Raw genomic sequence first — 22,991 nt, forward strand, 5'->3', positions numbered from 1 at the left:
CCGTTGTCGCGGCCCGGGCCGCGACACGCCCTCCACCACCACCGCCACGTCCCCCCATGAAGGAAGCCATGCCCCCCACCCCAGGCACCCTGCAGGCCAGCCGCCGCCCACGCGTCGTCAGCCGTGATGGCGCCGTCGCCGGATTGTTGTTCGTGGCCCCGATGCTGGTGTTGTTCATCATCTTCCGGTTCGTCCCGACCCTGGGGGCGGTGGGTCTCAGCTTCACCAACTACAAGCTCAACGGCGAGTACGACGTGGTCGGCTTCGAGAACTACACCAAGTTCCTGGGCAGCGAGGTCGCCCGCAACGCCCTGGCCACCACCCTCATCTACGCCGCCATCTATGTTCCGTTGATGGTGGTTACGGCCCTGGTCACCGCGCTGGTCCTGAACCGGATCGTGTGGGGCTCCTCCTTCTTCCGCGGCGCGCTGTTCCTGCCCTATGTCACCTCCTTCGTGCTCGCCGGCATCATCTGGCGCTGGATCTTCAACGTGCAGGGCCCACTCAACGAAATGCTCACCAACCTCGGCGCCCCCGCCATCGGCTTCCTCACCGGCTCCCGGGTGACGGTCCTGGCCAGCCTGGCGACGGTCTCGGTGTGGCGCGGGTTCGGCTATTCGATGCTGATCCTGCTGGCCGGCCTGAAGACGATCCCCGGTGAGCTCTACGAGTCGGCCATGACCGACGGTGCCTCCGCCTGGCAACGGTTCTGGAAGATCACGCTGCCGCTGCTGAAGCCCTCACTGTTCTTCGTGCTGGTCATCGAGACCATTGGCGCCTTCCAGGTCTTCGACACGGTCTACGTCATGACCGGCGGTGGACCGGCCCGCGCCAGCTACAGCCTCGTCTACCACCTCTACGAGTCGGGCTTCCGATTCTTCAACTTCGGCTACGCCTCGGCCGTGGGAGTTGTCCTGTTCATGATCGTGTTCCTGATCTCGCTGGTCCAGCGTGCACTCCTTGACCGGGCGGAGGGCTGAGATGCGTACCCACCGCTTGACCTGGGCGCACCTGATTGCCCTGCTGTTCAGCATCGCCACGGTGCTGCCGTTCGTCATGGTCATCGTGCTGGCGGTCAGCCCGCCGAATGCGCCGACCATCCCCCAGCAGTGGCCCGAGAGCCTCACCCTGCAGAATCTGCGCACCACGCTGACCGCCGGCAACTTCCTGCGTTGGACGTGGAACTCCTTCCTCTACGCCGCGGTCTCGGTGGTCATCATCCTGCTCACCGCCTCGATGGCCGGCTATGCCTTCGCCAAGAAGCGCTTCCCGGGCCGCGACCTCATCTTCTGGTCCTTCCTCGCCACGCTGATGGTGCCTGTCCAGGCCACGCTCATCCCGATGTTCGTGCTGATCTCGCGGCTGGAGGGAGTGGACACCTACTGGGGCCTCATCGTGCCCACCCTGGCCAACAGCCAGGCGGTCTTCCTGATGCGCCAGTTCATCCGCGACCTGCCCGATGAGCTGTTCGACGCCGCCAAAGTCGACGGGGCCGGTGAGTGGCGCACGTTCTGGCAGATCGTGCTCCCCCTCACCCGTCCGGTCCTGGCCACCCTGGGCATCTTCGTCTTCCTGTGGCACTGGAACGACTTCCTGTGGCCGCTGGTCATGGCACAGACGGACGACATGCGGACGCTGACCGTGGGTCTGGCGACGCTGAATACCGAGACCGTGCCCCAGGCCCAGGTCATGGCCGGTGCGCTGGTGACGGTCATCCCGTGCCTGGTGATCTTCCTGCTCCTGCAGCGCCACATCGTCGCCTCGGTGGCATCCACCGGCATCAAGGGATGATCGGCATGGATGACGGCCTGGTGATCCACGACCTGCACCGAATCCTTGGCCCGCTGATGGACGACCAGGTCCCCACCGACACGGTGGGCGGCCTGATCGGCGACCTCGACGAGCTCGGGGTCACCTCCTGTTCGGCGGTGCTGTCCTGGCAGTGGTGCGGTGATCCCAGTGGACGCGACGCGACCCACGCTCCCCTTCCGTCCCCGCTGGCCGGCTGGGTCGAGGGCCGCGTGCATGTGGTGCCGCTCATCCTTCCCGCCGCCCCGGGTGGAGGGTGGCCCGCAGACCCCGACCAGCTGGTGGCTGCTGGCGTCCGGATGGTGCGTGCCTGCCCCGGACGCCACCGCTGGAGCCTGGACTCACCCCCCGCCATGGCCTGGTGGGGGACGCTGGCAGACGCCGGATGTGCCGTCTCACTCGACGTCTCCGAGGTCGGTTTCGGTGGCATCCGCGCCCTCGCTCGCAGCTTCCCCGAGCTGACCGTGGTGGCGCTCAACCCCGGCTACCGGGAGCTGCGCCGCACCGCCGAGCTGCTGGAAGCGGCCCCGAACGTCCTCGCCGAGGTGGGCACACTCAACACCTCCGGCGGGGTGGAATGGCTCGCTGCGGTGGCGGGCGCTGAGCGGCTCGTCTTCGGCACCGGGGGGCCGGTCAATGACGACGCCGGCGCCACCTGGCTGCTGCGCCACCTCGACCTGCCCCGTGACCAGGTGGAGCGCATCGCCCACGGCAACGCGGCCCGACTCCTGGGGGTGGGGGCATGAGGATCCTCGACGCCCACGCCCACATCGGCAGCTGGGGTGACTTCCTGATCCCCCGCCCGGACGCCGACTGGTTGGCCCGCATCCTCTCCGACCTCGGCGTGGAGGCGGCCGGCATCTCCCACATGGTGGGGGTCGGCCACGACACCGACACCGGGAACCGCCTCGCCCTGGAGGCTGCCCGGGCGCACCCGGGGCGGCTGTACGTGTGGCTGGTCCATTCCCCCCACCACCCGCAGTCCCTGGCGCAGCTGCGGGATCAGCTCGACCTGCCCGGGGTGTGGGGTGTCAAGCTGCACCCCGACACCCACCAGGTGGGGCTGGACGACCCCGCCTACGCACCCCTGTTCGCGTTGGCCAGCGAACGCGGCGTTCCCGTGCTGGCACACACCCAGACCGATTCGCTGTTCAGCGATCCGACGGTCGCGGCGACGGTGGCGCGACGCTGGAGCATGCCACTGCTGGCGGGGCACGGTGGTCTGTGGCAGTACGGGCTGCTTCGCGCCGCCCGGCTCGCGGCCGAGGTCGACAACCTGTGGTTCGAGACCGGCAGCTCACGCCTGACCCGGCGCTGGCTCGCCCGCGTGGTCGCAGAGGCCGGGGCCGAGAAGGTGCTCTACGGCAGCGATGCCCTCTTCCTCGATCCGCGGACCGCAGTGGGTCGGCTGCTGGCAGCCGACCTCTCCCCCTCGGACCGTGCCGCAGTTGCCGGTGGCAACCTCACCCGCATTCTCGGACACCGATTGCTACCCCCAGGAGGACAACCGTGACGCCCCCGCTCGCCATCGACGGCGCTGCCCCACTCTTCCCTCTCGGCGAGGGTTCCCCCTGGCCATCGTGGCCGCCGCCGGCGACCGAGGAGCAACGGGCCTTGCAGGAGGAGGTGCTGCGGTCGGGGCGCTGGGGTGCCACCTCCGGAGAGCTCTGCCACACCTTCGCCCAGCGCTTCGCAGAGCGCCACGGCTGCGTCTCGGGAGTGACCACCGTCAACGGCACCGTGGGGCTCTCGGCCGCACTGGCCGCCTGGGGAGTCGGGCCGGGTGATGAGGTGGTGGTCCCTGCCTACACCTTCGTCGCGTCCGCCACCGCTGTGGCCATGCTCGGAGCCACCCCGGTCATCGCCGATGTGGACCCCCACGATGGCCACCTGAGCGCCCAGACGCTGCAGGAGGCTCTCTCGGAGAAGACCCGGGCCGTCATGGTGGTGCACATCGCCGGGTCGCCCTGCGACATGGACCAGATCCTTCCGATCACGCGCGAGCGCGGCCTCCCGGTGCTGGAGGACGCGGCCCAGGCCCACGGCGCCAGCTACCGTGGTCGTCCCGCGGGCAGCCTGGGTGACGCGGCCTCCTTCTCGTTCCAGTCCTCCAAGGCGATGACCGCCGGCGAGGGCGGCATCCTCACCACCCCCGACGCCGAACTGGGCGAGTTGCTGTGGTCGGTGTGCAATGTCGGACGCAGCCGCCGGGGCGCGTGGTACGGCCATGAGCGCATCGGCTGGAACCTGCGCATGACCGAGTTCCAGGCTGCGATCCTGCTGCCCTGGCTGGACCGACTCGACGAGCAGATCACGCGCCGCAATGCCTTCGTGGACGCCTTCAGCGACGGCCTGGCCCGGCGAGGCGTCCCGGCGAGGGTGGCGCCCTGCCCCGAGGGCACCACCCGCGACACGCGCCACCTGGCGATGATCGACCTCAACCCCGACAGCGACCCCACCGCAGCCGACGGCACGACCAAGGACTGGGTGCTGCAGGCCCTCGCCGCAGAAGGGGTCCCGACCGATGCCGGCTACCCCGGCCTCCACCGGATCCCGGCGATCGCTGAGGTGTCCCGCTGTCTGCCCGCCCCGGGCACCGACCGATTCTGTGCCTCCACCCTGTGGCTGCGCCAGAACCTGCTGATGGCAGACCCCGAGGTGGCAGACCAGACCGCTGAGGCATTCTCCCGCGTCCTTTCCGACCCCCGCTCGAGGAGCAACCATGAATGATCTGATGACAGGATTCCCCGCCACCGTCGAGGCACTGGAGGACGAGCTCTCTCGGCCCTCCGCCGCAGTCGGGGAGGCGCTGGCCACCACCGAGGGTGACATCGTGGTCCTCGGCGCTGGCGGCAAGGTCGGTCCGACGCTGGTGCGCATGATCCAGCGGGCCCTCGACGAGGCGGGGTCGAGCCGACGCGTGCTCGCGGTGTCCCGCTGGTCCGATGCCGAGGTCCGCGACCGCGTGGCGGGTTGGGGCGTGGAGCCCATCAGCGCCGACCTGTCCGACCCCGGCTGCTGGGAGGGCCTGCCCGACGCGGGCGCGATGTTCTTCCTGGCCGGGAACAAGTTCGGCACCAGCGGTAACGAGCACCTGACCTGGTGGATGAACGCCGTCGTACCGGGCATGGCGGCAGCCCGCTATCGGGGCGTCCCGACCGTGGTCTACGGCTCGGGCAATGTGTATCCCTTCGTCGACCCCACCAGCGGCGGTTGCCGCGAGTCCGACCCGGTCGGCCCGGTCGGGGCGTACGCGCAGAGCTGTCTGGCGCGCGAGCAGGCCTTCACCCATGCGGCGCACGCCTGGGGGACGCCGGTGTCGATCTATCGCCTGAACTACGCCGTCGAGTTGCGCTACGGGGTGCTCGCCGACATCGCGTCCACGATCATGGCCGGTGAACCGGTCGACGTGACCATGGGTGCGGTGAACCTGGTCTGGCAGCGCGACTCCACGGAGTGGAGCATCCGCAGCATCGCCCAGGCCGGAACGCCGCCCTTCGTGCTGAACGGTACCGGGCCCGAAACCGCCTCCACCCGCTCCCTGGCCACCCAGCTCGCGGACCTGCTCGGACGGGAGCTCACGCTGACCGGCACCGAGGCCCCCGAGGCCCTCCTCAGCAATGCCGCGCTCTGCCATGGGCTCTACGGCTACCCCACCGTGCCGCTGCAACAGGCACTCGCCTGGGTGGCTGAGTGGATCAATCGCGGAGGCGCCCAGCTGGGCAAGGCCACCAAATTCCAGACTCGTGACGGGAAGTTTTGATGAACGATCAAGTCAATCTCGCCGGCGCCATTCCGGCCACCCCTCTGCTCCTCGACGACTCGGGACGCATTGACTGGGCCCGTCAGCGCGCCCTGCTGCGCTACTACCTGGACGCCGGGGTCGACGGGCTGGCCGTCGGCGTCCACACCACCCAGTTCGAGCTGCACGACGATCCGGTCGCGCTGCGGGAACTCTGGACCCTGGTCCGCGACGAGGTGTCCACCGCCGATCGGCCGGTGACCCTGGTGGCCGGGATCTGCGGGGACGTCCCCCAGGCCCACGCAGAAGCCACGGTCGCCACCGAGCTCGGCTTCGCCGCAGCCCTGCTCTGCTCCAGCGGTATGGCCCAGGTGACTCCGGAAGCTCTGCTCCAACGGGCCCGCGCTGTCGGGGAGGTGATGCCAACCATCGGCTTCTACCTTCAGGAATCGGTCGGTGGTGTGCACCTGCCAGACACCTTCTGGAGCGAACTGGTCGACGTCGACACAGTGGCCGGCATCAAGGCCGCCCCCTTCGACCGGTACCGCACCCGGGATGTCGCCCGCTCGATCCTGCGCTCTGACCGCTGGGACCAGGTGGCGCTGCTCACCGGCAACGATGACTCGATCATCGCCGACCTGGTCACCCCCCACCGGCTCGACGTCGGCGGCGAGGTCAGGGAGCTGCGCGTCCAGGGCGGCCTGCTCGGCCAGTTCGCCGTCGGTACCCGAGCCGCAGTGAGCCTGACCCACCAGTCCCTCGAGTGCGGCGATCAGGTGCCCGCCGAACTCCTGGCGCTCGGCCAGGACCTGACCGAGGTGAACGCGGCCGTCTTCGACGTGGCCAACAATTTCGCCGGCTGCGTCGCCGGGGTCAACGAGGTGCTCCGCCAGCAGGGCATCGCAGCCTCCGCCACCTGCCTCTCCGAGTCGGAGCGGGTGTCAGCCGGCCAGTCGGAGCTGATCCGGCGCGTCCGCTCGGAGCACCCCTGGCTGCTCGATGAGGAGTTCATCGCCGAGAACCGGGACCGCTGGCTGAACGCCTGAACCACATCCCGGAAACGCGACTCAGCCCCGCACCCCGACTGGCTGTCGAGGTGCGGGGCTGAGTTCTGTCGTCAGCGGATGATCCGGCCGGTGGCCGTGGAATCCTTGACCAACGAGTCACGCACCCCGGTCAGGATGATGCTGCCCCGTACCGAGGAGCCGGTGATCACGACGGCATCGGCACCGCTGGCATTGACCTCTCCACGGACGCCGCTGTTCTCCAGGAACAGTTGCCCCCCGGCGAGGACCGTGATCCCACCGCGCACAGCAGCGTCCCGAACACACACCACCTCACCGGAGCGGACGACGATTCCCTTGGCAGAGCCAGTGATGGTGCGGGTGCAGGCCTGTTCCGCGGTGGTCCAGGTCTTCCGCAGGATGCCCCTGGTGAGCGGCCTCTCGACCTCCACCGCTCCCGCGCCGAGGGATGCCGCCAGGGGCACGGTGTGGGTGTAGCTCACCCTTCCCTGGGCGTCCGCGACCACATTCGCCAGCAGGTCTCCGCTGGGACGCAGGCGCAGGGTGACCGGCTCGTTCGCCCCAAGACCCTCGACCTTGATCGTGGTCGAGGCTCCCAGCCTCACGGTGGGTTCCACGGTGAGGGTGGCAGCCACGGGTGCATGGGTGGTCCACTGCCACGCCCTGATGTCCCGCAGGGCGTAGTTCACGCCGGAGTTGGTCGTGAAGGCCACCGAGACGGGTCGGAACACCCGAGTGCGTTCCAGGGTGAGGGGGTCGACCTCGTAGGCCGCTCCCTGGGCGGTCACCATGAGCTTGTCGGTCTGGGGGTCAGTCCACAGGTGTGAACCCACCCAGACGTACTCGACCGTGTTCCACGGGAAGGGCTCGTAGGTGCGGGTGGCGAGCAGCGCGCCGGTCGCCGGGTCGAGCTTGTGGACGCTGGTGGGTCCGGCGGTCCACAGGTTTCCGGCCTTGTCGAAGGCCAGCTCGCCCAGGGCACCCTCGCCCTGCTTCGGGTTGATCATCCAGAGCATCGTGCGCTTCTCGATGTCGTAGGCGAAGACATGGGAGTTCATGTCCGTCGGGCGGGGGGCACCGGATCCGCCGAAGGCCGAGGTGGTTCCGTAGAGGATTCCGTCTCGGTGGACCAGGCCCACCACCGACTGCCCCCCTGCGACCTTGACCGTCCAGTTCTCACCGGTGCGCGGGTCGACCAGGGCAAGGAGGCCGCCCGTCGCTCCGTTGTGCGGAACCGTACCCACGGCGAGGTAGCGGCCCGCGGAGGCCATCGCCCAGATGCGCGACTGGCCCTGGTCATAGAGGTTGAGGACCACCTTGGGGTTCTGGCCCGCGACCGTGGGCTGGTCGGGGCGGTACTGCCAGACCTCCGCACGGGGATAGCCGCCGGCGTAGACGGCCCCGTCGTGGCTCGTCATCGATTCGGCCTGCGGGATGCGGTAGATGAACTCGGTGGCATTGGTGCGCGGGTCATAACTCGCCAGACCGCCACCCAGGTAGGAACCGAAATAGATCCTGCCGTCGGGCCCCTCGGTGGCGGAGCGGAGATTCGCGGGAGCACCCGGGACGTCGGACATGTAGGAATCGCCCTTGCCGGTGGTGGGGTTCCACCGCCAGACAGCGCCGGTGTGCTTGGCGCCCACCAGTGTCATGCCCGGCCAGGCCGGATCCTGGAGGTCCAGCCAGCCGAAAGCGCGCATGTCGCCCATTCCACTGAACGAGGTGGCTTCCCAGGCCCGCTGCTCCAGGTCGTAGCGATGCAGCGTGTTGTTGCGGACGAAGTAGATGTAGCGGCCGTCGGGGGATGTTTCGGACACCCGAAGCCCAGCGGCATTGTCGATGGACTCGATCCACTTCCCGGCCTTGACGTCGTAGACGTGCAGCGGCATCGGGGAGCCACTGGTGCTGGCGCGCATGAAGAGCAGCTCACCGCGCAGGTCCAGGTCCATCACATAGTTCTGGCCCTGCACGTCGGGCAACGGGATGTTCGTGCGGGCCCCTGTGGCGATGTCGATCTCGGTCAGCTGGGGGGTGGGCCCCGAACCGACCCAGATGCGTCCAAGACCAGCGGCAATCCCGCGCTGGATGATCGGCCGGTCATTGTCGCCCCAGGTGCCGTAGTCGCGCTTGGCACCGGTGGCCGGGTCGTAGCTGACGACGTGCCCGCCGAACTGGCCCGTGCCGGAGTAGATGACGCCATTCTCGTCCTGGGTGGTCGACCAGATGAAGGTCTCCCCGGGCGCCATCTCGCCCAGGTCCTCCAGCGCGGTGGCGCCGGGGACGTAGCGGAACAGGCGGCCCTCACCGTAGCTGCCGATGTAGATGTCCCCACTCTTGTGGCGAGTCAGAGTCCAGGACCCCTGGGCGGTGGGCACCGGCATGGAGACCAGCACCTCCCCCGTCCTGGCATGGGTGCCCGCAAAGATCGCCGGGTTGCCTGACGACATCCAGTAGATCGTTGGTTCGCCGTTGGGGCCGGTGCCGGTCACGGACCCGGGCGCCGTGACGGAGGTGAGCGGAAGGGACGGAAGCTGCGTCACCGTGGTGGCAGCGTGGGCTGTGAGGGGGGCTGCGACACTCGCCAACCCGACCAGTACAGCCATCAGAAGGGCCAACGGATGGGGCCCGGTGCGCGTCGATGCGCCAACAGTGGTTGCCATGACGAAGTATAAGAATACGTTTACTATGCCTGTCAAGAGGTCTTTCAAGGGGTGGGCAGGTCGAACAGGCTGATCGCATTGACACGCATGACCGCGTCCCATTCCCCCGGGGTGAGCCCAGCAGCCTGCACCGCGCCGAGGGTGACCGACGGGTCGATCAGCGTGGCGTCGGTGCCGAACACCAGCCGGTCATGACCGATCTGGTCGAGCACCCACCGGAGGCGGCTGGCCTCGGGCTGCGACCAGCACGGTTCGAACCAGATCCGGTCACTGATCTCGCGCGCTTCGGGGATGCGACGCCAGGCTCCCGCACCCATGTGGCCGGCGATGAGGCGGCTGCCGGGGACGCGGGCGGCCAGCGCTGCCAGGTCGAGCAGGTCCTCACCCCAGGTGTGCACCAGAACCGGCAACCCGAACTCGGTTGCCAGCTCCACGGCTGCCTGCATGGGGGCAGAACTGATCGGCGTGGCCGAGTAGTGGGTGTGGATCTTCACCCCAACCCACTGCGGGCGGGACAGTCGCTGCAGGTCCTCGCGCGCAGCGCCGAGTTCGCGGGGGTCGACGGTGACCAGGCCGAACAGGCGCGGATCAGCACCATCGGCGGACAACACCTGGTCGAGGGACCGATTCCCGGCCGGGGCGTCATAGGTGATCGCCTCGATCGCGCTGACCAGCTGCCAGCCGATGTCGAAGCGATCCATGAGCTTGGAATTGAGCGCCACGGAACCGGTCTCCATGGAGAAGAACCACGGGCCCCAGTGGGCGTGGGCGTCGACGATCATGACAGGTCTGCTTCCTGGTCGAGCCCCAGCAGCCGACGCAGGTTGCCGGCGGCCACAGCCGCACGGTCGGCCGGGCAGAGAGTGCTCGTCCTGAGTCGGGCCAGTGCCGAGGCGCCCTCGTGGAGACCGGCCCGGGAACCGAACACCAGACGCTCGACACCGAGTTCATCGCGGACGATCTCCAGCGAGTCGGGACCGTTCAGCAGGCGCGTGGAGGTGTGGAAACCGGGCTCCTCGCTGAACAGGGCGACCAGATCGCCCAGGTGGTAGAAGTGCGCGTCCAGGAACACCACAGCGGCGCCACGCCCCGCGAGAGCCGGCCCCCATCGGCGCAGGTCGCCTTCGCAGAGGATGACCATCTCGCGCTCCACGCATTCGGTGATGATCGCCCTGAACCCGGGGTGGGTCGGTTGGCAGTCCTGGTGTTCCGGGGCGAGCCGGACGACGCTGCCTGGCGGTGTTTGCCGCAGGATCGCTCGGGTTCCGAGCCAATCCCGCGTCTCGAGCGTGACGGCAGGGACGATGCCTGGAATCCGACGTTGGAGTTCTTCTGCCACCCGACGAGCCTCATCGTTCCCGCTGGCGGCGTCGAAGTGGACCGCCCGCAGGCTGCCCAGGATGCCGCCCCGGACGCCCGCGCCAGACGCCCATTCCGCCAGCTCCTCCGGCGTCACCCGCACGGCAGTGGAGGGTTCCCGACCGACCAGGAGGTCGACGTCCCAGCACTCCTCGGTCATCGTTCATCCTCGGCGATCGCCTCACGGACGGCCTCGGCCACCGCGTCCACCTCGGCGTCGGTCAGGTGTTCATGGAGCCAGAAGACGATCACGCGGGAGAGGGCATCGCGGGTGACCGGGAGGTCGACGTCGCCGTAGTCGAAGTCGGGGCGGGCGAGGGTGAAGGGGTACTGCGAGTCGCCGAAGGTCTGGCGGTCCTGCGTGGCCACCAGGCATTCAAAGATGGGGGCGCCGATGTAACCGGGGGTCACCGGTATCCCTCGCTCGGTGAGACGGGCGGCGATCGGGTCGCGGCGATCGGCTTCGACGAAGAAGGGGTAGCACCAGTAGGAGGCCTCCCCCGCGGGCGGCGATACCCACGGGGAGAATCCGGGGACCGTGGAGAGGGCTGCGTCCAGTCGCCCGGCCAGCTCGCGCCGTCGCGCCACGACGGCCTCGAGGGTGTCGAGCTGCGGGAGCGCGACGGCGGACTGCAGCTCGGTGATGCGGTAGTTGAGGCCCAGCATTGGGTAGGAGCGTTTCGCGGTGGCGCTGCGGTCCCATCCCTTGTCGCGGAAGAGCCGCAGTCGTTGGGCGAGGTCGGGGTCGTCGGTGATGCAGACGCCCCCGTCCCCGCTGGTCAGGTGCTTGCTCTGCTGCATGCTGAACATGCCGATGTCACCGAAGGTGCCGACATGACGACTTCCCAGGCGAGTGGCATGCGCCTGGCTGCAGTCCTCCAGCACCCGGAGGCCGTGCTCGTCGGCGAGACGTCGAATGCCTGCAGAGTCCGAAACTCCCCCGAACAGGTGGATGATCATGATGGCGCCGGTGCGCTCGGTGATCGCGGGGCGTATCGTCTCGGGCGTCATCGCGAGGTGCTCGTCGAGGTCGCAGAAGGTCGGGATCAGCCCTTCGTAGAGCAGCGGGGTGATCGAGCCGGCATCGGTGATCGGGCCGACGATGACCTCGGTGCCGGGCTCGAGGCCGAGGGCCGCCACGGCCGAGTGGATGGCGGCCGTCCCCGATGATGCTGACACTGCGTGCTCGGCTCCGTAGAACTGCGCGAAGCGGCGCTCGAGCTCGGAGGTGAACGGTCCGTCCACCGACGACAGGCGTCCGCTTGCCAGCGCTTGCTGGCAGTTGGCCAGGGCCTCGGGGCCGAAGGGCTGGCGAGGAGTGAGAGGAATGATGGTTCGTGACACGTCGTTGTTCCTTCGTGAGCTTCGCAGGCGACCCGTTCCACCACAGTAAACCGTTTCCGAACCCTCTGCGGGAGAGGTCGAGGGCTCAATCGGCTGGAGCGGTGCACGAGGCCCAAGGCAGGGGATAGGCTGGCGAACGACACACTCAGCAAAGGAGCCTCCCCGTCATGTCGACTGAAGTCACCCTGCCCGCCCTTGGCGAAAGCGTCACCGAAGGCACCGTCTCCCGCTGGCTGAAGGCCGTGGGTGACACCGTCGAGGCTGACGAGGCGCTGCTGGAGGTGTCGACCGACAAGGTTGACACCGAGATCCCCTCGCCCGTCGCCGGCACCCTGCTCGAGATCCGCGTCCAGGAGGACGAGACTGCCGAGGTCGGCGCCGTGCTCGCCATCATCGGTGAGGCCGGAGAGGCCGGTGCCGATGCCCAGCCTGAGGAGCAGGCTGACCAGCGCGCCGAGAACGCCCCTTCCGAGGACAGCTCCCAGGACGCCGCCCAGCGGGCCACCGAGGAGAACAACCCCCAGGTCATTGACGCCGACGAGCCGGCCGGCACCGACGCCGCCCCCAAGGAGTCCTCCTCCGGCGGTGGCGCCGCCGAGGGCACCGAGGTCACCCTCCCCGCCCTGGGCGAGTCGGTCACCGAAGGCACCGTCTCCCGCTGGCTGAAGGCCGTGGGTGACACCGTCGAGGCTGACGAGGCGCTGCTGGAGGTGTCGACCGACAAGGTTGACACCGAGATCCCCTCGCCCGTCGCCGGCACCCTGCTCGAGATCCGCGTCCAGGAGGACGAGACCGCCGATGTCGGCGCCGTGCTCGCCATCATCGGTGACGCCAACGCCGCCCCGACGCAGGAGGCCCCGACGCAGGAGGAACCCAAGCCCGAGCCAAAGCCGGAACCCAAGCCCGAGCCGAAGCCTGAGCCCAAGCCGGAGACCAAGCCGGAGCCCAAGCCCGAGCCGAAGCAGGCAGAGCCCGCCACGGAGCAGGCACCTGCCCCGACCCCGAAGGCGCCCGAGACCCGCCCGTCCGAGTCCGAGGAGCAGGTTCCCGCTGCACGTCGCGCCGCTGGCGACGACTCGGTGTACGTGACCCCGCTGGTGCGCAAGCTCGCTGCCGAGCACGACATCGACCTGTCGTCCCTGACAGGTACTGGCGTGGGTGGACGCATCCGCAAGCAGGACGTCCTCGCTGCTGCCGAGGAGAAGAAGAAGGCTGTCTCGGCGCCTGCTGCTCCCGCGGCTGCTGCCCCGACCCCCGCCGCCGCTGCGGCGTCCGACCAGTCCGGCAAGCGTGGCACCACCGAGAAGATGACCCGCCTGCGCGCCACCATCGCCAAGCGCATGGTGGAGTCGCTGCAGGTCTCGGCCCAGCTCACCGCGACCGTGGAGGTCGACCTGACCGCCATCTCGCACCTGCGCCGTGAGCACAAGGACGAGTTCAAGAAGCGCAACGGCGCTTCGCTGAGCTACCTGCCCTTCATCACCAAGGCCACCGTGGAGGCGCTGCGCCAGTTCCCGAAGGTCAACGCGACCATCGACACAGAGGCCGGCACCATCACCTACTCCGATGCCGAGCACATCGGTATCGCGGTCGACACCGAGAAGGGCCTGCTGGTCCCGGTCATCAAGGATGCCGGTGACCTGAACATCACCGGTCTGGCCAAGAAGATCGGTGACCTGGCCGATCGCACCCGCAACAACAAGGTCACCCCGGATGACCTGTCCGGTGGCACCTTCACCATCACCAACTACGGGTCGGCCGGCACCCTGTTCGACACCCCGATCATCAACCAGCCCCAGGTCGCGATCCTGGGCACCGGCGCGCTGGTGAAGCGTCCGGTGGTGCTGGAGGACAAGTGGGGCGGGGAGACCATCGCAATCCGCGACATGATGTACCTGTCGCTGAGCTACGACCACCGCCTGGTCGACGGCGCGGACGCCGCCCGCTTCCTGCAGGCCGTCAAGGCCCGCCTGGAAGACGGCGACTTCGCCAGCGAACTCTGAGTTCGCAGTTCTGCTGAGTAGCTGAATCGGGGCCCGGTCCATGTGGACCGGGCCCCCTGCTGTGCCCACCCAGGGCCGGGATCGTCGGCGTGGCCCGTGGCGTGACGCGCGGAGTAGGCTCATCCGGGTGAGCGAGCAGAGCGTGCAGCACCCCGAGGGCCTCGAGTTCCAGTACCTGGGTTTCACCGAGGACCCGCCCAGGCTCTCCCCCTACCTGCCGACCTGGGACTACCAGCGCGAGGTACAGGCACGCGTCGCCTCGCATGAAACTCCTGACCAGGTGCTCTACGTCGAGCACGAGCCGGTGTACACGGCAGGACGCAAGACCGAACCGCATGAGCGTCCCTTCGACGGCACCCCGGTCGTCGACGTGGACCGCGGGGGCAAGATCACCTGGCATGGCCCCGGCCAGCTCGTCGGCTACCCCATCGTCCACCTCCCCGACCGGGTCGGGGTCGTGGACTACGTGCGTCGCGTCGAAGAGGCGATCATTCGCTATCTGGCCACGCTCGGCCTGCAGACCGGACGCGTCCGAGATCGCACCGGGGTCTGGCTGGCTGCAACTGGTCCGGAGGACCCGCGCGGCCCCCGCCCCGAGCGCAAGATTTGCGCCATCGGGATCCGGGTCAGCCGCCGCACCACGATCCACGGGTTCGCGTTGAACCTGTCCAACACCATCGGCGGCTTCGACAACATCGTGCCGTGCGGGATCAGTGACGCCGGCGTGACGTCGGTCGGCGCAGAACTCAGCGGACCGGGCGAGCTCCGGCGTCCCGGGCAGGAGGGCTGGGCACCGACCCTGGAGGAAGCCGGCCGCGCACTTGAACCCTTCCTCACCGAGATGCTGCGTTTCGAACCCTATGAATCGTCACCAGACCTCGAGGCCACTTCCCGCTGACCACGTGGAGATGATCTGCCCGCCCGGGAGCGCTGCACATCCTCGTTGCGCGGACAAGCGGGCAGAGGCGGAGGGCAAGGAGCCCATGGCGGGAGGGGGTAGACTCGCGGGGTGACTGTTGCACCGGAGGGACGCCGCCTGCTGCGGATCGAAGCCAAGAACTCCCAGACCCCGATTGAGAAGAAACCGTCGTGGATCAAGACGACGGCCAAAATGGGGCCTGAGTACCGCGACATGAAGAATCGCGTGAAGGACGGCGGGCTCCACACCGTCTGCCAGGAGGCTGGCTGCCCCAACATCTTCGAGTGCTGGGAGGACCGCGAGGCCACCTTCCTCATCGGCGGCGACGCCTGCACCCGACGCTGCGACTTCTGCCAGATCGCCACCGGACGCCCCCAGGGCTACGACAAGGACGAACCCCGCCGCGTCGCCGAGAGCGTGCGCGAGATGGGCCTGAAGTACGCCACAGTCACCGGTGTCGCCCGAGACGACCTGCCCGATGGCGCGTCCTGGCTGTTCGCCGAGACCTGCCGGCAGATCCGCGAGCTCAACCCGGGAACCGGCGTCGAACTGCTCGTCGACGACTTCCGCGGGGAGGAGAGCGCACTCCACACCGTCTTCGAGTCGCGTCCGGAGGTCTTCGCCCACAATCTGGAGACCGTCCCCCGCATCTTCAAGCGCATCCGGCCGGCGTTCAACTACGAGCGTTCCCTGGGCGTGCTGACCAAGGCTCGTGACTTCGGGCTGGTCACCAAGTCCAACCTGATCCTGGGCATGGGCGAGAACCGCGAGGAGATCAGCCAGGCGATGCAGGACCTCCATGACGCCGGCACCGAGCTGCTCACCATCACCCAGTACCTGCGCCCCAGCGCGATGCACCACCCCATCGACCGCTGGGTCACTCCCCAGGAGTTCACCGAGCTCGAGGAGGAGGCCCTCGAGCTCGGCTTCTCCGGCGTCTTGTCCGGGCCTCTGGTCCGCTCCTCCTACCGCGCCGGTCGCCTCTACCGCCAGGCGATGGAATCGCGCGGCACCCCCGTGGCACTCTGATCCCCACCCACCACCAGCACCAAGGAACGCACTGATGGCGCGCAGCGAGAAGGCCAAGGAACTCGAGGCCAAGCAGAAGGCCGAGGCCCGGGCCGAGAAGGAACGCAGGAAGAATTCCGACGACCCCCGCGACTGGGGGCAGATGCGCCAGCTCCGCGAGACCTACAAGATGGCCTCGCAAATCGACCCGCAGCTGAAGTGGTGGCTGGTCGGCCCGCTGGTCGGTGGCGTCGTGCTCGGCATCGTCCTGGGGATCCTGCTCCGGCCCACCGTGCTGTGGGTCCTCATCGGCATCATGCTGGGCATCACCCTGTCGATGATGTTCTTCCTGCGTCGCATCAAGAGCGCCACCTACAAGAAATTCGAGGGCCAGCCCGGTTCGGCCGAGGTCGCCCTGGGCATGCTGGACAAGAAGAAGTGGGTCATCAATCCGGCCATCAACGCCACCCGTGACATGGACGTCGTCCACCGCGCGCTCGGCCCGGCCGGCCTGCTGCTGATCGGTGAGGGTGACCCGAACCGGGTCAGGAAGCTGCTGGCCACCGAGGTCAAGCGCCACGAGCAGGTCGCCTACGGCGTCAAGGCCAAGACCATCGTCATGGGCAAGCGTGAGGGCGAAGTCCCGCTGGATCGCCTCGCCGACCACATCAAGAAGATGCCCAAGACCATGGACGCCGCCCAGGTCGCCGAGGTGCGCAAGCGTCTCACAGCCATCGACGCCATGCGCAAGCGCCTGCCCGTACCCCAGGGCCCGGTCAACGTCCGCGGAGCCCGCCAGGCCATGCGGGGCCGCTGATCTGTGGCGCCCAACCTCGTCAACGCCGAACAGGTCACCAAGGCCTTCGGGACCCGGACGCTGCTCGACGGCGTCAGTCTGGGCGTTGGCGCCAGTGAGGTCATCGGTGTCGTCGGACGCAACGGGGACGGCAAGTCCACCCTCCTGCGCATCCTGACGGGTTCGCTCGAACCTGATTCCGGACGCGTCACCCGCACCGGCTCGGTCTCCATCGGCGTGCTGGCGCAGGCTGAGCAGGTCGTCCCCGGGCGCACTGTTCGGGACCTCATCGTCGGTGGTGAACCCGACCATGTCTGGGCCGCCGACCCCTACCGCCGGGCCGTGGTGAGCGAGCTGCTGGCCGACATCGACCTGGACGCCGACACCGCCCGGCTCTCCGGAGGCGAGCGCCGTCGCGTCGGGCTGGTCGCCCTCATGCTCGGCGATCACGACCTGCTGGTGCTGGACGAGCCCACCAACCACCTCGACGTGGAGGCCGTTGCCTGGCTCGCCACCCACCTGCGCACCCTCGCCGAACGCGGCACGGCGATGCTGGTCGTCTCCCACGACCGGTGGTTCCTTGACGCCGTCTGTTCCCGCATCTGGGAAGTGCATGACGGCGTGGTGGACGCCTACGACGGAGGCTACGCGGCCTATGTGCTCGCCCGCGCCGAACGCGCCCGGCAGGCCCAGGCGACCGAGGCCCGCCGCAAGAACCTGCTCCGCAAGGAACTCGCCTGGCTGCGTCGCGGCGCCCCGGCCCGCACCAGCAAGCCGAAGTTCCGCATCGATGCCGCCAACCAGCTGATCGAGGGCGAACCGCCGCCGCGCGACCGCCTCGCCCTGGAGCAGTTCGCCGTCACCCGCCTGGGCAAGGACGTCATCGACCTGACCGACGTCGACCTCACCCTCACCGGGCGCGAGGGCGAACCCGACCGTGAACTCCTCCGCAAGCTCACCTGGTCGATCGGACCCGGGCAGCGCATCGGGCTGGTCGGCGTCAACGGTGCCGGCAAGACCACCCTGCTGAAGCTGATGTCCGGGGCGCTCTCCCCCACCTCCGGCAAGGTCAAGCACGGCAAGACCCTCCGCCTGGCCCACCTCACCCAGGACGTCACCGAGACCGGTCACGACCTCGACCCCAATGAACGCGTGCTGGAGTCGGTCAACCGCCTCAAGATGGACACCCAGCTGGCGACCGGACGCGAAGCCACAGCGTCCTCATTGCTGGAGGACTTCGGCTTCACAGGCACCCGGCTGGTCACCCGCATCGGCGAACTGTCCGGTGGTGAGCGACGACGACTGCAGTTCCTGCGCCTGTTGATGGGCGAGCCGAACGTGCTGCTGCTCGACGAGCCCACCAACGACCTCGACATCGACACCCTCACCGTGCTCGAGGACTACCTCGACAGCTGGCCCGGCACCCTCATCGTGGTCAGCCACGATCGCTACTTCCTGGAGCGCGTCTGCGACGTCACCTACGCCCTGATGGGCGACGGACGCTGCGTGATGCTGCCCGGCGGCGTCGAGCAGTACCTGGAACACCGCCGGAGCCAGGAGCGTCCCCCCACAGGCAAGTCGCGCGCACACTCGCAGTCTGCTGCCGCTGAGGCAGCACAGTCCGAGCCCGCCGCCTCCCCAGCCGAGATCCGGCAGGCCAAGAAGGACCTGGCGCGGATCGAGGGCCAGCTCGCCAAGATCGCCATCCAGCGGGAAAAGATTCATGCCGAGATGGGCGAGAAGGCGTCCGACTACGCTGAGCTGGCCCGCCTCCAGGCCAAGGACACCGAGCTGGCTGACCAGGTCGAGGCGCTCGAGATGGAATGGCTGGAGGCCGCCGAGGTCGTCGGCTGAGGCTCACCCGATCAGCCTGACCTTCGACCAGTCCCCGTCCAATTCCACCGGCTGGCGAGGCACTCCCTTCGCGTCCAGGGCGTAGCTGGTCGACCGTTCTGGGACGCCACCAGCTTCGGATCGGGTTGGCTTGTCGCTGGCATCCAGTCCGAGGACGCGACCAGCCGCCCACCCTTGCCGCCGTAGTAGCCCATGCGATAGGCGCGAACTCGTTGGCGTCCCCCCAGGGCATTCTGGATGCGCAGGGTCACCGGCTCACCGCGTACCACGGACGGCTGGGTGGTGTAGGCGCCCAGACGGTCAGGGTTGAGCTGGACCTCGTAGGGGACGTACCACTCGGCGGTCCCGGGCTTGCGGTTCTCCTCCTGCACCCAGATGGAACGCGACCACCGCCCAGGCAGTGACGACCACCACGATCGCCCCCAGCATGACCACGGGATTGCGAAACGCCCCTCTGGCCGTAACGGTGTGACGCACGAGGGGAAGCATGCCACGGCACGGTGGCATGTGGCGCACGCGTCAGGCGGATTCAGCGACGGGTGTCGATCTCGGCGCGTACCTCCTCGAAGGCCTGGATCGCACGATCCAGCTGCTCACGCGTCAGGGACGCCGACATCTGGGTGCGGATCCGGGCCTTGCCCCTGGGCACGACGGGGTAGCTGAAGGCCCGCACGTAGATGCCGCGATCGAGCATCGCCTCCGCCATGCGTCCCGCCACCTGGGCATCCCCGACCATCACCGGGCAGATCGCATGATCGGATTCGGGGATCTCGAACCCGCGCGCCGCCATCTCACGACGGAAGTAGGCGGTGTTCTCGTTGAGCTGCTTGCGCAGCGTCGAACTGGATTCCAGCAGCTCGATGGCCGCAATCGAGGCGCCGGTGATCGCCGGCGCCAGCGAGTTGGAGAACAGGTAGGGACGCGAGGCCTGGCGCAGGATCTCCACGATCTCCTTGCGGGCGCAGGTGTAGCCACCCGAGGCTCCACCCAACGCCTTGCCCAGCGTGCCGGTGACGACGTCGATACGGTCGGCAACCCCGAACCTTTCCGGGGTGCCTGCCCCGCGCTCGCCCACGAAGCCCACGGCGTGGGAGTCATCGACCATGACCAGCGCGTCGTATTTTTCGGCCAGCTCGACAATCCTGGGCAGCGGAGCCACGAAGCCATCCATCGAGAAGACGCCGTCAGTCGCGATCACGCGGTGCCGCGCGTCCTGGGACGCCTGCAGCTGGACCTCCAGGTCGGCCATGTCCTGGTTGCGGTAGCGCAGTCGTCGGGCCTTGGACAGCCGCACACCGTCGATGATGGAAGCGTGGTTCAGCTCGTCACTGATGATGGCGTCCTCGGCGGAGAACAGCACCTCGAACAGCCCACCGTTGGCGTCGAAACACGATGAGTAGAGGATCGTGTCCCAGTTCTCGGGGTCCTCCGGGTGCAGGAACTCGGTGATGGCCCGCTCGAGCTGCTGGTGCAGGGTCTGGGTGCCGCAGATGAACCGTACGGACGCCATCCCGAAGCCCCGCTCGTCCAGGGCCTTCTTCGCGGCCTCGATGAGGACCGGGGAGTCCGCCAGGCCGAGGTAGTTGTTGGCGCACAGGTTGATGACCTCACGCCCGTCCTCGACGGTGATCTCGGCGGACTGCGGGCTGGTCAGGGCAGCCTCGGCCTTGTAGAGGCCCTGCTCCTTGAGTTCGGCGATGCGAGTGACGAGGTCCTGCTGCAGCGATCCGTACACGATGTCTCCTCAGAGGTTGTCCCAGGACATGACCACCTTGCCAGACCGACCATTGCCGGCTGTGGCGAAGGCCTCCCGGAACTCGGTGGCCGGGTAGCGGTGGGTGATGACGCCGCTGATGTCGAGTCCAGAACGCAGCAGCGCAGCCATCGCGTACCAGGTCTCGAAGATCTGGCGGCCGGTGACGCCCTGAATGGTGAGCATGGTGAAGATGATGGTGGAGAAGTCGACCTCCAGCTTGCGGGTCGGCGTCCCCAGCAGGGCGATGCGGCCGCCATGGGTCATGGTGTTGATCATGGTTTCCAGGGCCGCTCCGGAGCCCGACATCTCCAGACCGATGTCGAAGCCCTCGCGCATGTCGAAGCGATGGAAGGTGTCGCGCAGCTGCTCGCGTCCGACGTTGACGGTGTGCTCGAGCCCCAGCGACTCGGCCAGCGCCAGCCGCTCATCGGACAGGTCGGTGAGCACGACGTTGCGAGCACCCTGGAACTGGGCGACCAGGGCGGCCATGATGCCGATCGGCCCGGCGCCGGAGACCAGCACGTCCTCCCCCAGCGCAGGGAACTGCAGGGCGGTGTGGACGGCATTCCCGAACGGGTCGAAGATCGCGGCGACGTCGGGGTCCAGGTCGCGATTGGTGTGCACCCACACGTTGGCGGCCGGCATCGCGAAGTACTCGCAGAAGGCCCCGTCGACGTGGTAGCCGATCCCCTGGGTGTTGGCGCACAGGTGGCGACGCCCGGCCAGGCAGGCGCGGCAGCGTCCGCAGACGTAGTGGCCCTCGCCGGAGACGAACATACCGACCTCCAGCCCGGTGACCAGGGAGCCCAGCTCAACGATCTCGCCGCAGAACTCGTGCCCGATCACGCGCGGGGTCTGCACCACTGCAGCTGCCCAGGGGTCCCACGTGTCGATGTGGAGGTCCGTGCCGCAGATGCCGGTCCGCATCACCTTGATCAGCACGTCGTTGGGGCCGACCGTCGGCTCGGGGATGTCGAGCATCTCCAGGCCGGGGCCGGGTTGTGTCTTGACCAGCGCCTTCATTGATCCTCCTCAGTGACATGCCTGCGCGATATGCCCATGCATCACATCGAGACCTTGCCGCCACCGATGCGTCATCGTAGCCGCGCGGTCAGCCCCGCGTACACCTCGACGAGGGACGCCGCCACGGTCGGCGCGGAGAACTTCTGTGCCACCTCACGGGAGATCTCTTCGCGGCTCCAGCGGCTGTTCACGATGCCCTCGCAGAGCTCGGCGATGCCTGCCTCGATGCCCTCGGGGGTGTCCTCCACCAGGACGCCATTCATGCTGGTCACGAAGTCCTCCGGGCCACCGCAGCGGGTGGCCAGCACCGGCAGGCCAGCCGCGAGCGCCTCGGCCCAGACCACGCCAAAGGTCTCGCGATGGCTGACCAGCGCGAACCCGGACGCCCTGGCGTACTCGGCGGCCATCTCCCCACGGGTCAACCGTCCGAGGAATCGGACGCGCTGGCTGACGCCCAATTCCTGGGCCAGTTGCTCCAGGGAGCCACGCTCAGGACCCTGGCCGATGACCGTGAGCGTCGCCTCGGCGGGGGTGGCGGATGCGAAGGCACGCAGCAGCCCGTCGATGTTCTTGCGGGCGATGAGGTTGCCGGTGGCCACCAGCCGCAGCCCGGGCTCGCGGGTCTTGTCGGCCAGGGCACCGAAGGCGGCGGTGTCGACGATGTCGGGTACGACCTGTGCCTCCACCCCGAACTCGCGCTCGATCACTGTGGCCAGCGGGCTGCTGACCGCCAGTACCGCCGTGGCGTTCCGGTAGGCGTGGCGGCCGAGGGTGCGGATGTCGGCGGGGATGTCTGCGCCCAGCCGCGACCAGTGCTCGGTCACCACCAGCGGTAGCTGGCGCCAGCGCCGGCGCCCAGCGAGGGCCGCGGCCCAGGGGAGGAAGTGACCATGCAGCAGCTCCGGGCGTCCGTGGGAATGCTGGATGGCAGCGAACAGGGCATCCCAGAGCAGCGCCATCAGACGACGGTTCAGCTCGCGCGGGATGCGCCCGATCGGGAAGGACAGCACCACCGTCTCCACGCCATCGACGTCCAGGCGCCGGATGCCGAACGGGCGTCGATGGCGAATTGAGCGCACGTCGAGAGCGGCGTAGACCACCGACAGTCCGGCGCCTTGCAGGGCATGGGCCTGGTCGAGTTCGAAGATGCCGAGCAGGGGCGAGTCGGGGCTGGGAACCCCACGGCCACAGACGACGACGTCCAGAGAGCTCATCGGCGGTTGACGACCACGGTGCCCAGGGCGAGGTCGGCCAGGTGCCGGCGCTCGGCGCCGACGACCATGACGGGGATGACAAGGCACTTCAGGGCGCTGCGGGCGATGGCCTGCCACCACGTTATGGGGCGTCCATCGACTCGGGCGACGCCGATGCGCGCCAGCATCTGGCCGAAGGAGCCGCCCAGCAACGTGGTCAGCACCGCGGACTCGATGAAGAAGACCAGCAGCGGCATCTGGGCCCGCCAGGAATGCTCACGCAGGACTCCGTAGCCGAAGGCGCCCACGGCGACGGCCATTGATGCCGCCCAGTCGACCAGAAGCGCGGCGATGCGGTGGCGCCAAGGGGCAAGGGAGCCCTTGCCGGCCTCGGGCAGGCCGATGCTTTCGCCTGGGTAACAATCATTCTCGCCGTGCGCCGTCATGTTTTCCGCCTCCGCCATGATCACTAGGCTACGGCGTAGTCATCGGGCGGCCCA

21 protein-coding genes are annotated in these 22,991 nt (G+C 68.4%); 12 read left to right on the forward strand and 9 right to left on the reverse strand.

Annotated features, from left to right (window positions below):
* The first annotated feature begins 68 nt into the window (after window positions 1-68).
* The 7 genes from M3G03_RS08240 to M3G03_RS08270 are packed head-to-tail and all read left to right on the forward strand — an operon-like array spanning window position 69 to window position 6,597.
* A complete protein-coding gene (locus M3G03_RS08240) occupies window positions 69-980 on the forward strand; it encodes a carbohydrate ABC transporter permease (RefSeq protein WP_259809221.1) in 912 nt (303 codons plus the stop codon).
* 1 nt (window position 981) lies between these two features.
* Entirely contained in the window at window positions 982-1,791 is an 810-nt protein-coding gene (locus M3G03_RS08245; protein ID WP_259809222.1) for a carbohydrate ABC transporter permease, read from the forward strand.
* On the forward strand, window positions 1,788-2,555 hold the full coding sequence (locus tag M3G03_RS08250; protein ID WP_259809223.1) for an amidohydrolase family protein: 768 nt from the start codon (window positions 1,788-1,790) through the stop codon (window positions 2,553-2,555). Before M3G03_RS08245 ends, M3G03_RS08250 begins: the two co-directional genes overlap by 4 nt.
* Window positions 2,552-3,322, forward strand: coding sequence for an amidohydrolase family protein (locus tag M3G03_RS08255; protein ID WP_259809224.1), 771 nt, complete (start codon window positions 2,552-2,554; stop codon window positions 3,320-3,322). Before M3G03_RS08250 ends, M3G03_RS08255 begins: the two co-directional genes overlap by 4 nt.
* Window positions 3,319-4,539 (forward strand): DegT/DnrJ/EryC1/StrS aminotransferase family protein, encoded by a 1,221-nt coding sequence (locus M3G03_RS08260; protein WP_259809225.1) that lies wholly within the window; start codon window positions 3,319-3,321, stop codon window positions 4,537-4,539. Before M3G03_RS08255 ends, M3G03_RS08260 begins: the two co-directional genes overlap by 4 nt.
* A complete protein-coding gene (locus M3G03_RS08265) occupies window positions 4,532-5,572 on the forward strand; it encodes an NAD(P)-dependent oxidoreductase (protein WP_259809226.1) in 1,041 nt (346 codons plus the stop codon). The genes M3G03_RS08260 and M3G03_RS08265 overlap by 8 nt, the downstream gene beginning before the upstream one ends.
* Entirely contained in the window at window positions 5,572-6,597 is a 1,026-nt protein-coding gene (locus tag M3G03_RS08270) for a dihydrodipicolinate synthase family protein (protein ID WP_259809227.1), read from the forward strand. Before M3G03_RS08265 ends, M3G03_RS08270 begins: the two co-directional genes overlap by 1 nt.
* A gap of 71 nt (window positions 6,598-6,668) precedes the next feature.
* On the opposite strand, the gene M3G03_RS08275 is transcribed toward M3G03_RS08270, so the two are convergent.
* Genes M3G03_RS08275 through M3G03_RS08290 form a run of 4 tightly spaced genes read right to left on the reverse strand, consistent with a single transcriptional unit; the run spans window position 6,669 to window position 11,939 of the window.
* Entirely contained in the window at window positions 6,669-9,236 is a 2,568-nt protein-coding gene (locus M3G03_RS08275) for an SMP-30/gluconolactonase/LRE family protein (protein WP_259809228.1), read from the reverse strand.
* A gap of 44 nt (window positions 9,237-9,280) precedes the next feature.
* On the reverse strand, window positions 9,281-10,018 hold the full coding sequence (locus tag M3G03_RS08280; RefSeq protein ID WP_259809229.1) for an amidohydrolase family protein: 738 nt from the start codon (window positions 10,016-10,018) through the stop codon (window positions 9,281-9,283).
* Window positions 10,015-10,755, reverse strand: a complete 741-nt coding sequence (locus M3G03_RS08285) for a hypothetical protein (RefSeq protein WP_259809230.1) — start codon at window positions 10,753-10,755, stop codon at window positions 10,015-10,017. The genes M3G03_RS08280 and M3G03_RS08285 overlap by 4 nt, the downstream gene beginning before the upstream one ends.
* On the reverse strand, window positions 10,752-11,939 hold the full coding sequence (locus M3G03_RS08290; protein WP_259809231.1) for a DegT/DnrJ/EryC1/StrS aminotransferase family protein: 1,188 nt from the start codon (window positions 11,937-11,939) through the stop codon (window positions 10,752-10,754). The genes M3G03_RS08285 and M3G03_RS08290 overlap by 4 nt, the downstream gene beginning before the upstream one ends.
* A 167-nt stretch (window positions 11,940-12,106) precedes the next feature.
* On the opposite strand from M3G03_RS08290, the gene sucB reads away from it, so the two are divergent.
* From sucB to M3G03_RS08315, 5 genes are all read left to right on the forward strand, one after another.
* Window positions 12,107-13,942 carry a 2-oxoglutarate dehydrogenase, E2 component, dihydrolipoamide succinyltransferase gene (sucB, locus tag M3G03_RS08295; protein ID WP_259809232.1) on the forward strand — a complete coding sequence of 612 codons (1,836 nt, stop codon included), beginning with the start codon at window positions 12,107-12,109 and terminating at the stop codon, window positions 13,940-13,942.
* Between the two features lie 127 nt (window positions 13,943-14,069).
* Window positions 14,070-14,840 carry a lipoyl(octanoyl) transferase LipB gene (gene lipB, locus M3G03_RS08300; protein ID WP_259809233.1) on the forward strand — a complete coding sequence of 257 codons (771 nt, stop codon included), beginning with the start codon at window positions 14,070-14,072 and terminating at the stop codon, window positions 14,838-14,840.
* Between the two features lie 111 nt (window positions 14,841-14,951).
* Window positions 14,952-15,890, forward strand: a complete 939-nt coding sequence (lipA, locus tag M3G03_RS08305) for a lipoyl synthase (RefSeq protein ID WP_259809234.1) — start codon at window positions 14,952-14,954, stop codon at window positions 15,888-15,890.
* 34 nt (window positions 15,891-15,924) lie between these two features.
* Complete coding sequence (locus tag M3G03_RS08310) at window positions 15,925-16,686, forward strand: DUF4191 domain-containing protein (protein WP_259809235.1); 762 nt, start codon at window positions 15,925-15,927, stop codon at window positions 16,684-16,686.
* Between the two features lie 3 nt (window positions 16,687-16,689).
* Window positions 16,690-18,519: an ABC-F family ATP-binding cassette domain-containing protein gene (locus M3G03_RS08315; RefSeq protein WP_259809236.1), complete on the forward strand. Its 1,830-nt coding sequence runs from the start codon at window positions 16,690-16,692 to the stop codon at window positions 18,517-18,519.
* A gap of 11 nt (window positions 18,520-18,530) precedes the next feature.
* Here M3G03_RS08315 and M3G03_RS08320 read toward each other — a convergent pair whose 3' ends face one another.
* From M3G03_RS08320 to M3G03_RS08340, 5 genes are all read right to left on the reverse strand, one after another.
* Entirely contained in the window at window positions 18,531-18,890 is a 360-nt protein-coding gene (locus M3G03_RS08320) for a hypothetical protein (protein WP_259809237.1), read from the reverse strand.
* 158 nt (window positions 18,891-19,048) lie between these two features.
* Window positions 19,049-20,254, reverse strand: a complete 1,206-nt coding sequence (locus M3G03_RS08325) for a glycine C-acetyltransferase (protein WP_396121926.1) — start codon at window positions 20,252-20,254, stop codon at window positions 19,049-19,051.
* Window positions 20,255-20,263: 9 nt separating this feature from the next.
* Window positions 20,264-21,298, reverse strand: a complete 1,035-nt coding sequence (gene tdh, locus M3G03_RS08330; protein WP_259809238.1) for an L-threonine 3-dehydrogenase — start codon at window positions 21,296-21,298, stop codon at window positions 20,264-20,266.
* Window positions 21,299-21,369: 71 nt separating this feature from the next.
* The gene (locus tag M3G03_RS08335) at window positions 21,370-22,512 is read right to left on the reverse strand and encodes a glycosyltransferase (protein WP_259809239.1); all 1,143 of its coding nucleotides are present in this window, start codon (window positions 22,510-22,512) and stop codon (window positions 21,370-21,372) included.
* On the reverse strand, window positions 22,509-22,955 hold the full coding sequence (locus M3G03_RS08340; RefSeq protein WP_259809240.1) for an RDD family protein: 447 nt from the start codon (window positions 22,953-22,955) through the stop codon (window positions 22,509-22,511). Before M3G03_RS08340 ends, M3G03_RS08335 begins: the two co-directional genes overlap by 4 nt.
* Window positions 22,956-22,991 lie beyond the last annotated feature (36 nt).

The sequence above is a fragment of the Aestuariimicrobium sp. p3-SID1156 genome (assembly GCF_025144225.1).
Lineage (GTDB): Bacteria > Actinomycetota > Actinomycetes > Propionibacteriales > Propionibacteriaceae > Aestuariimicrobium.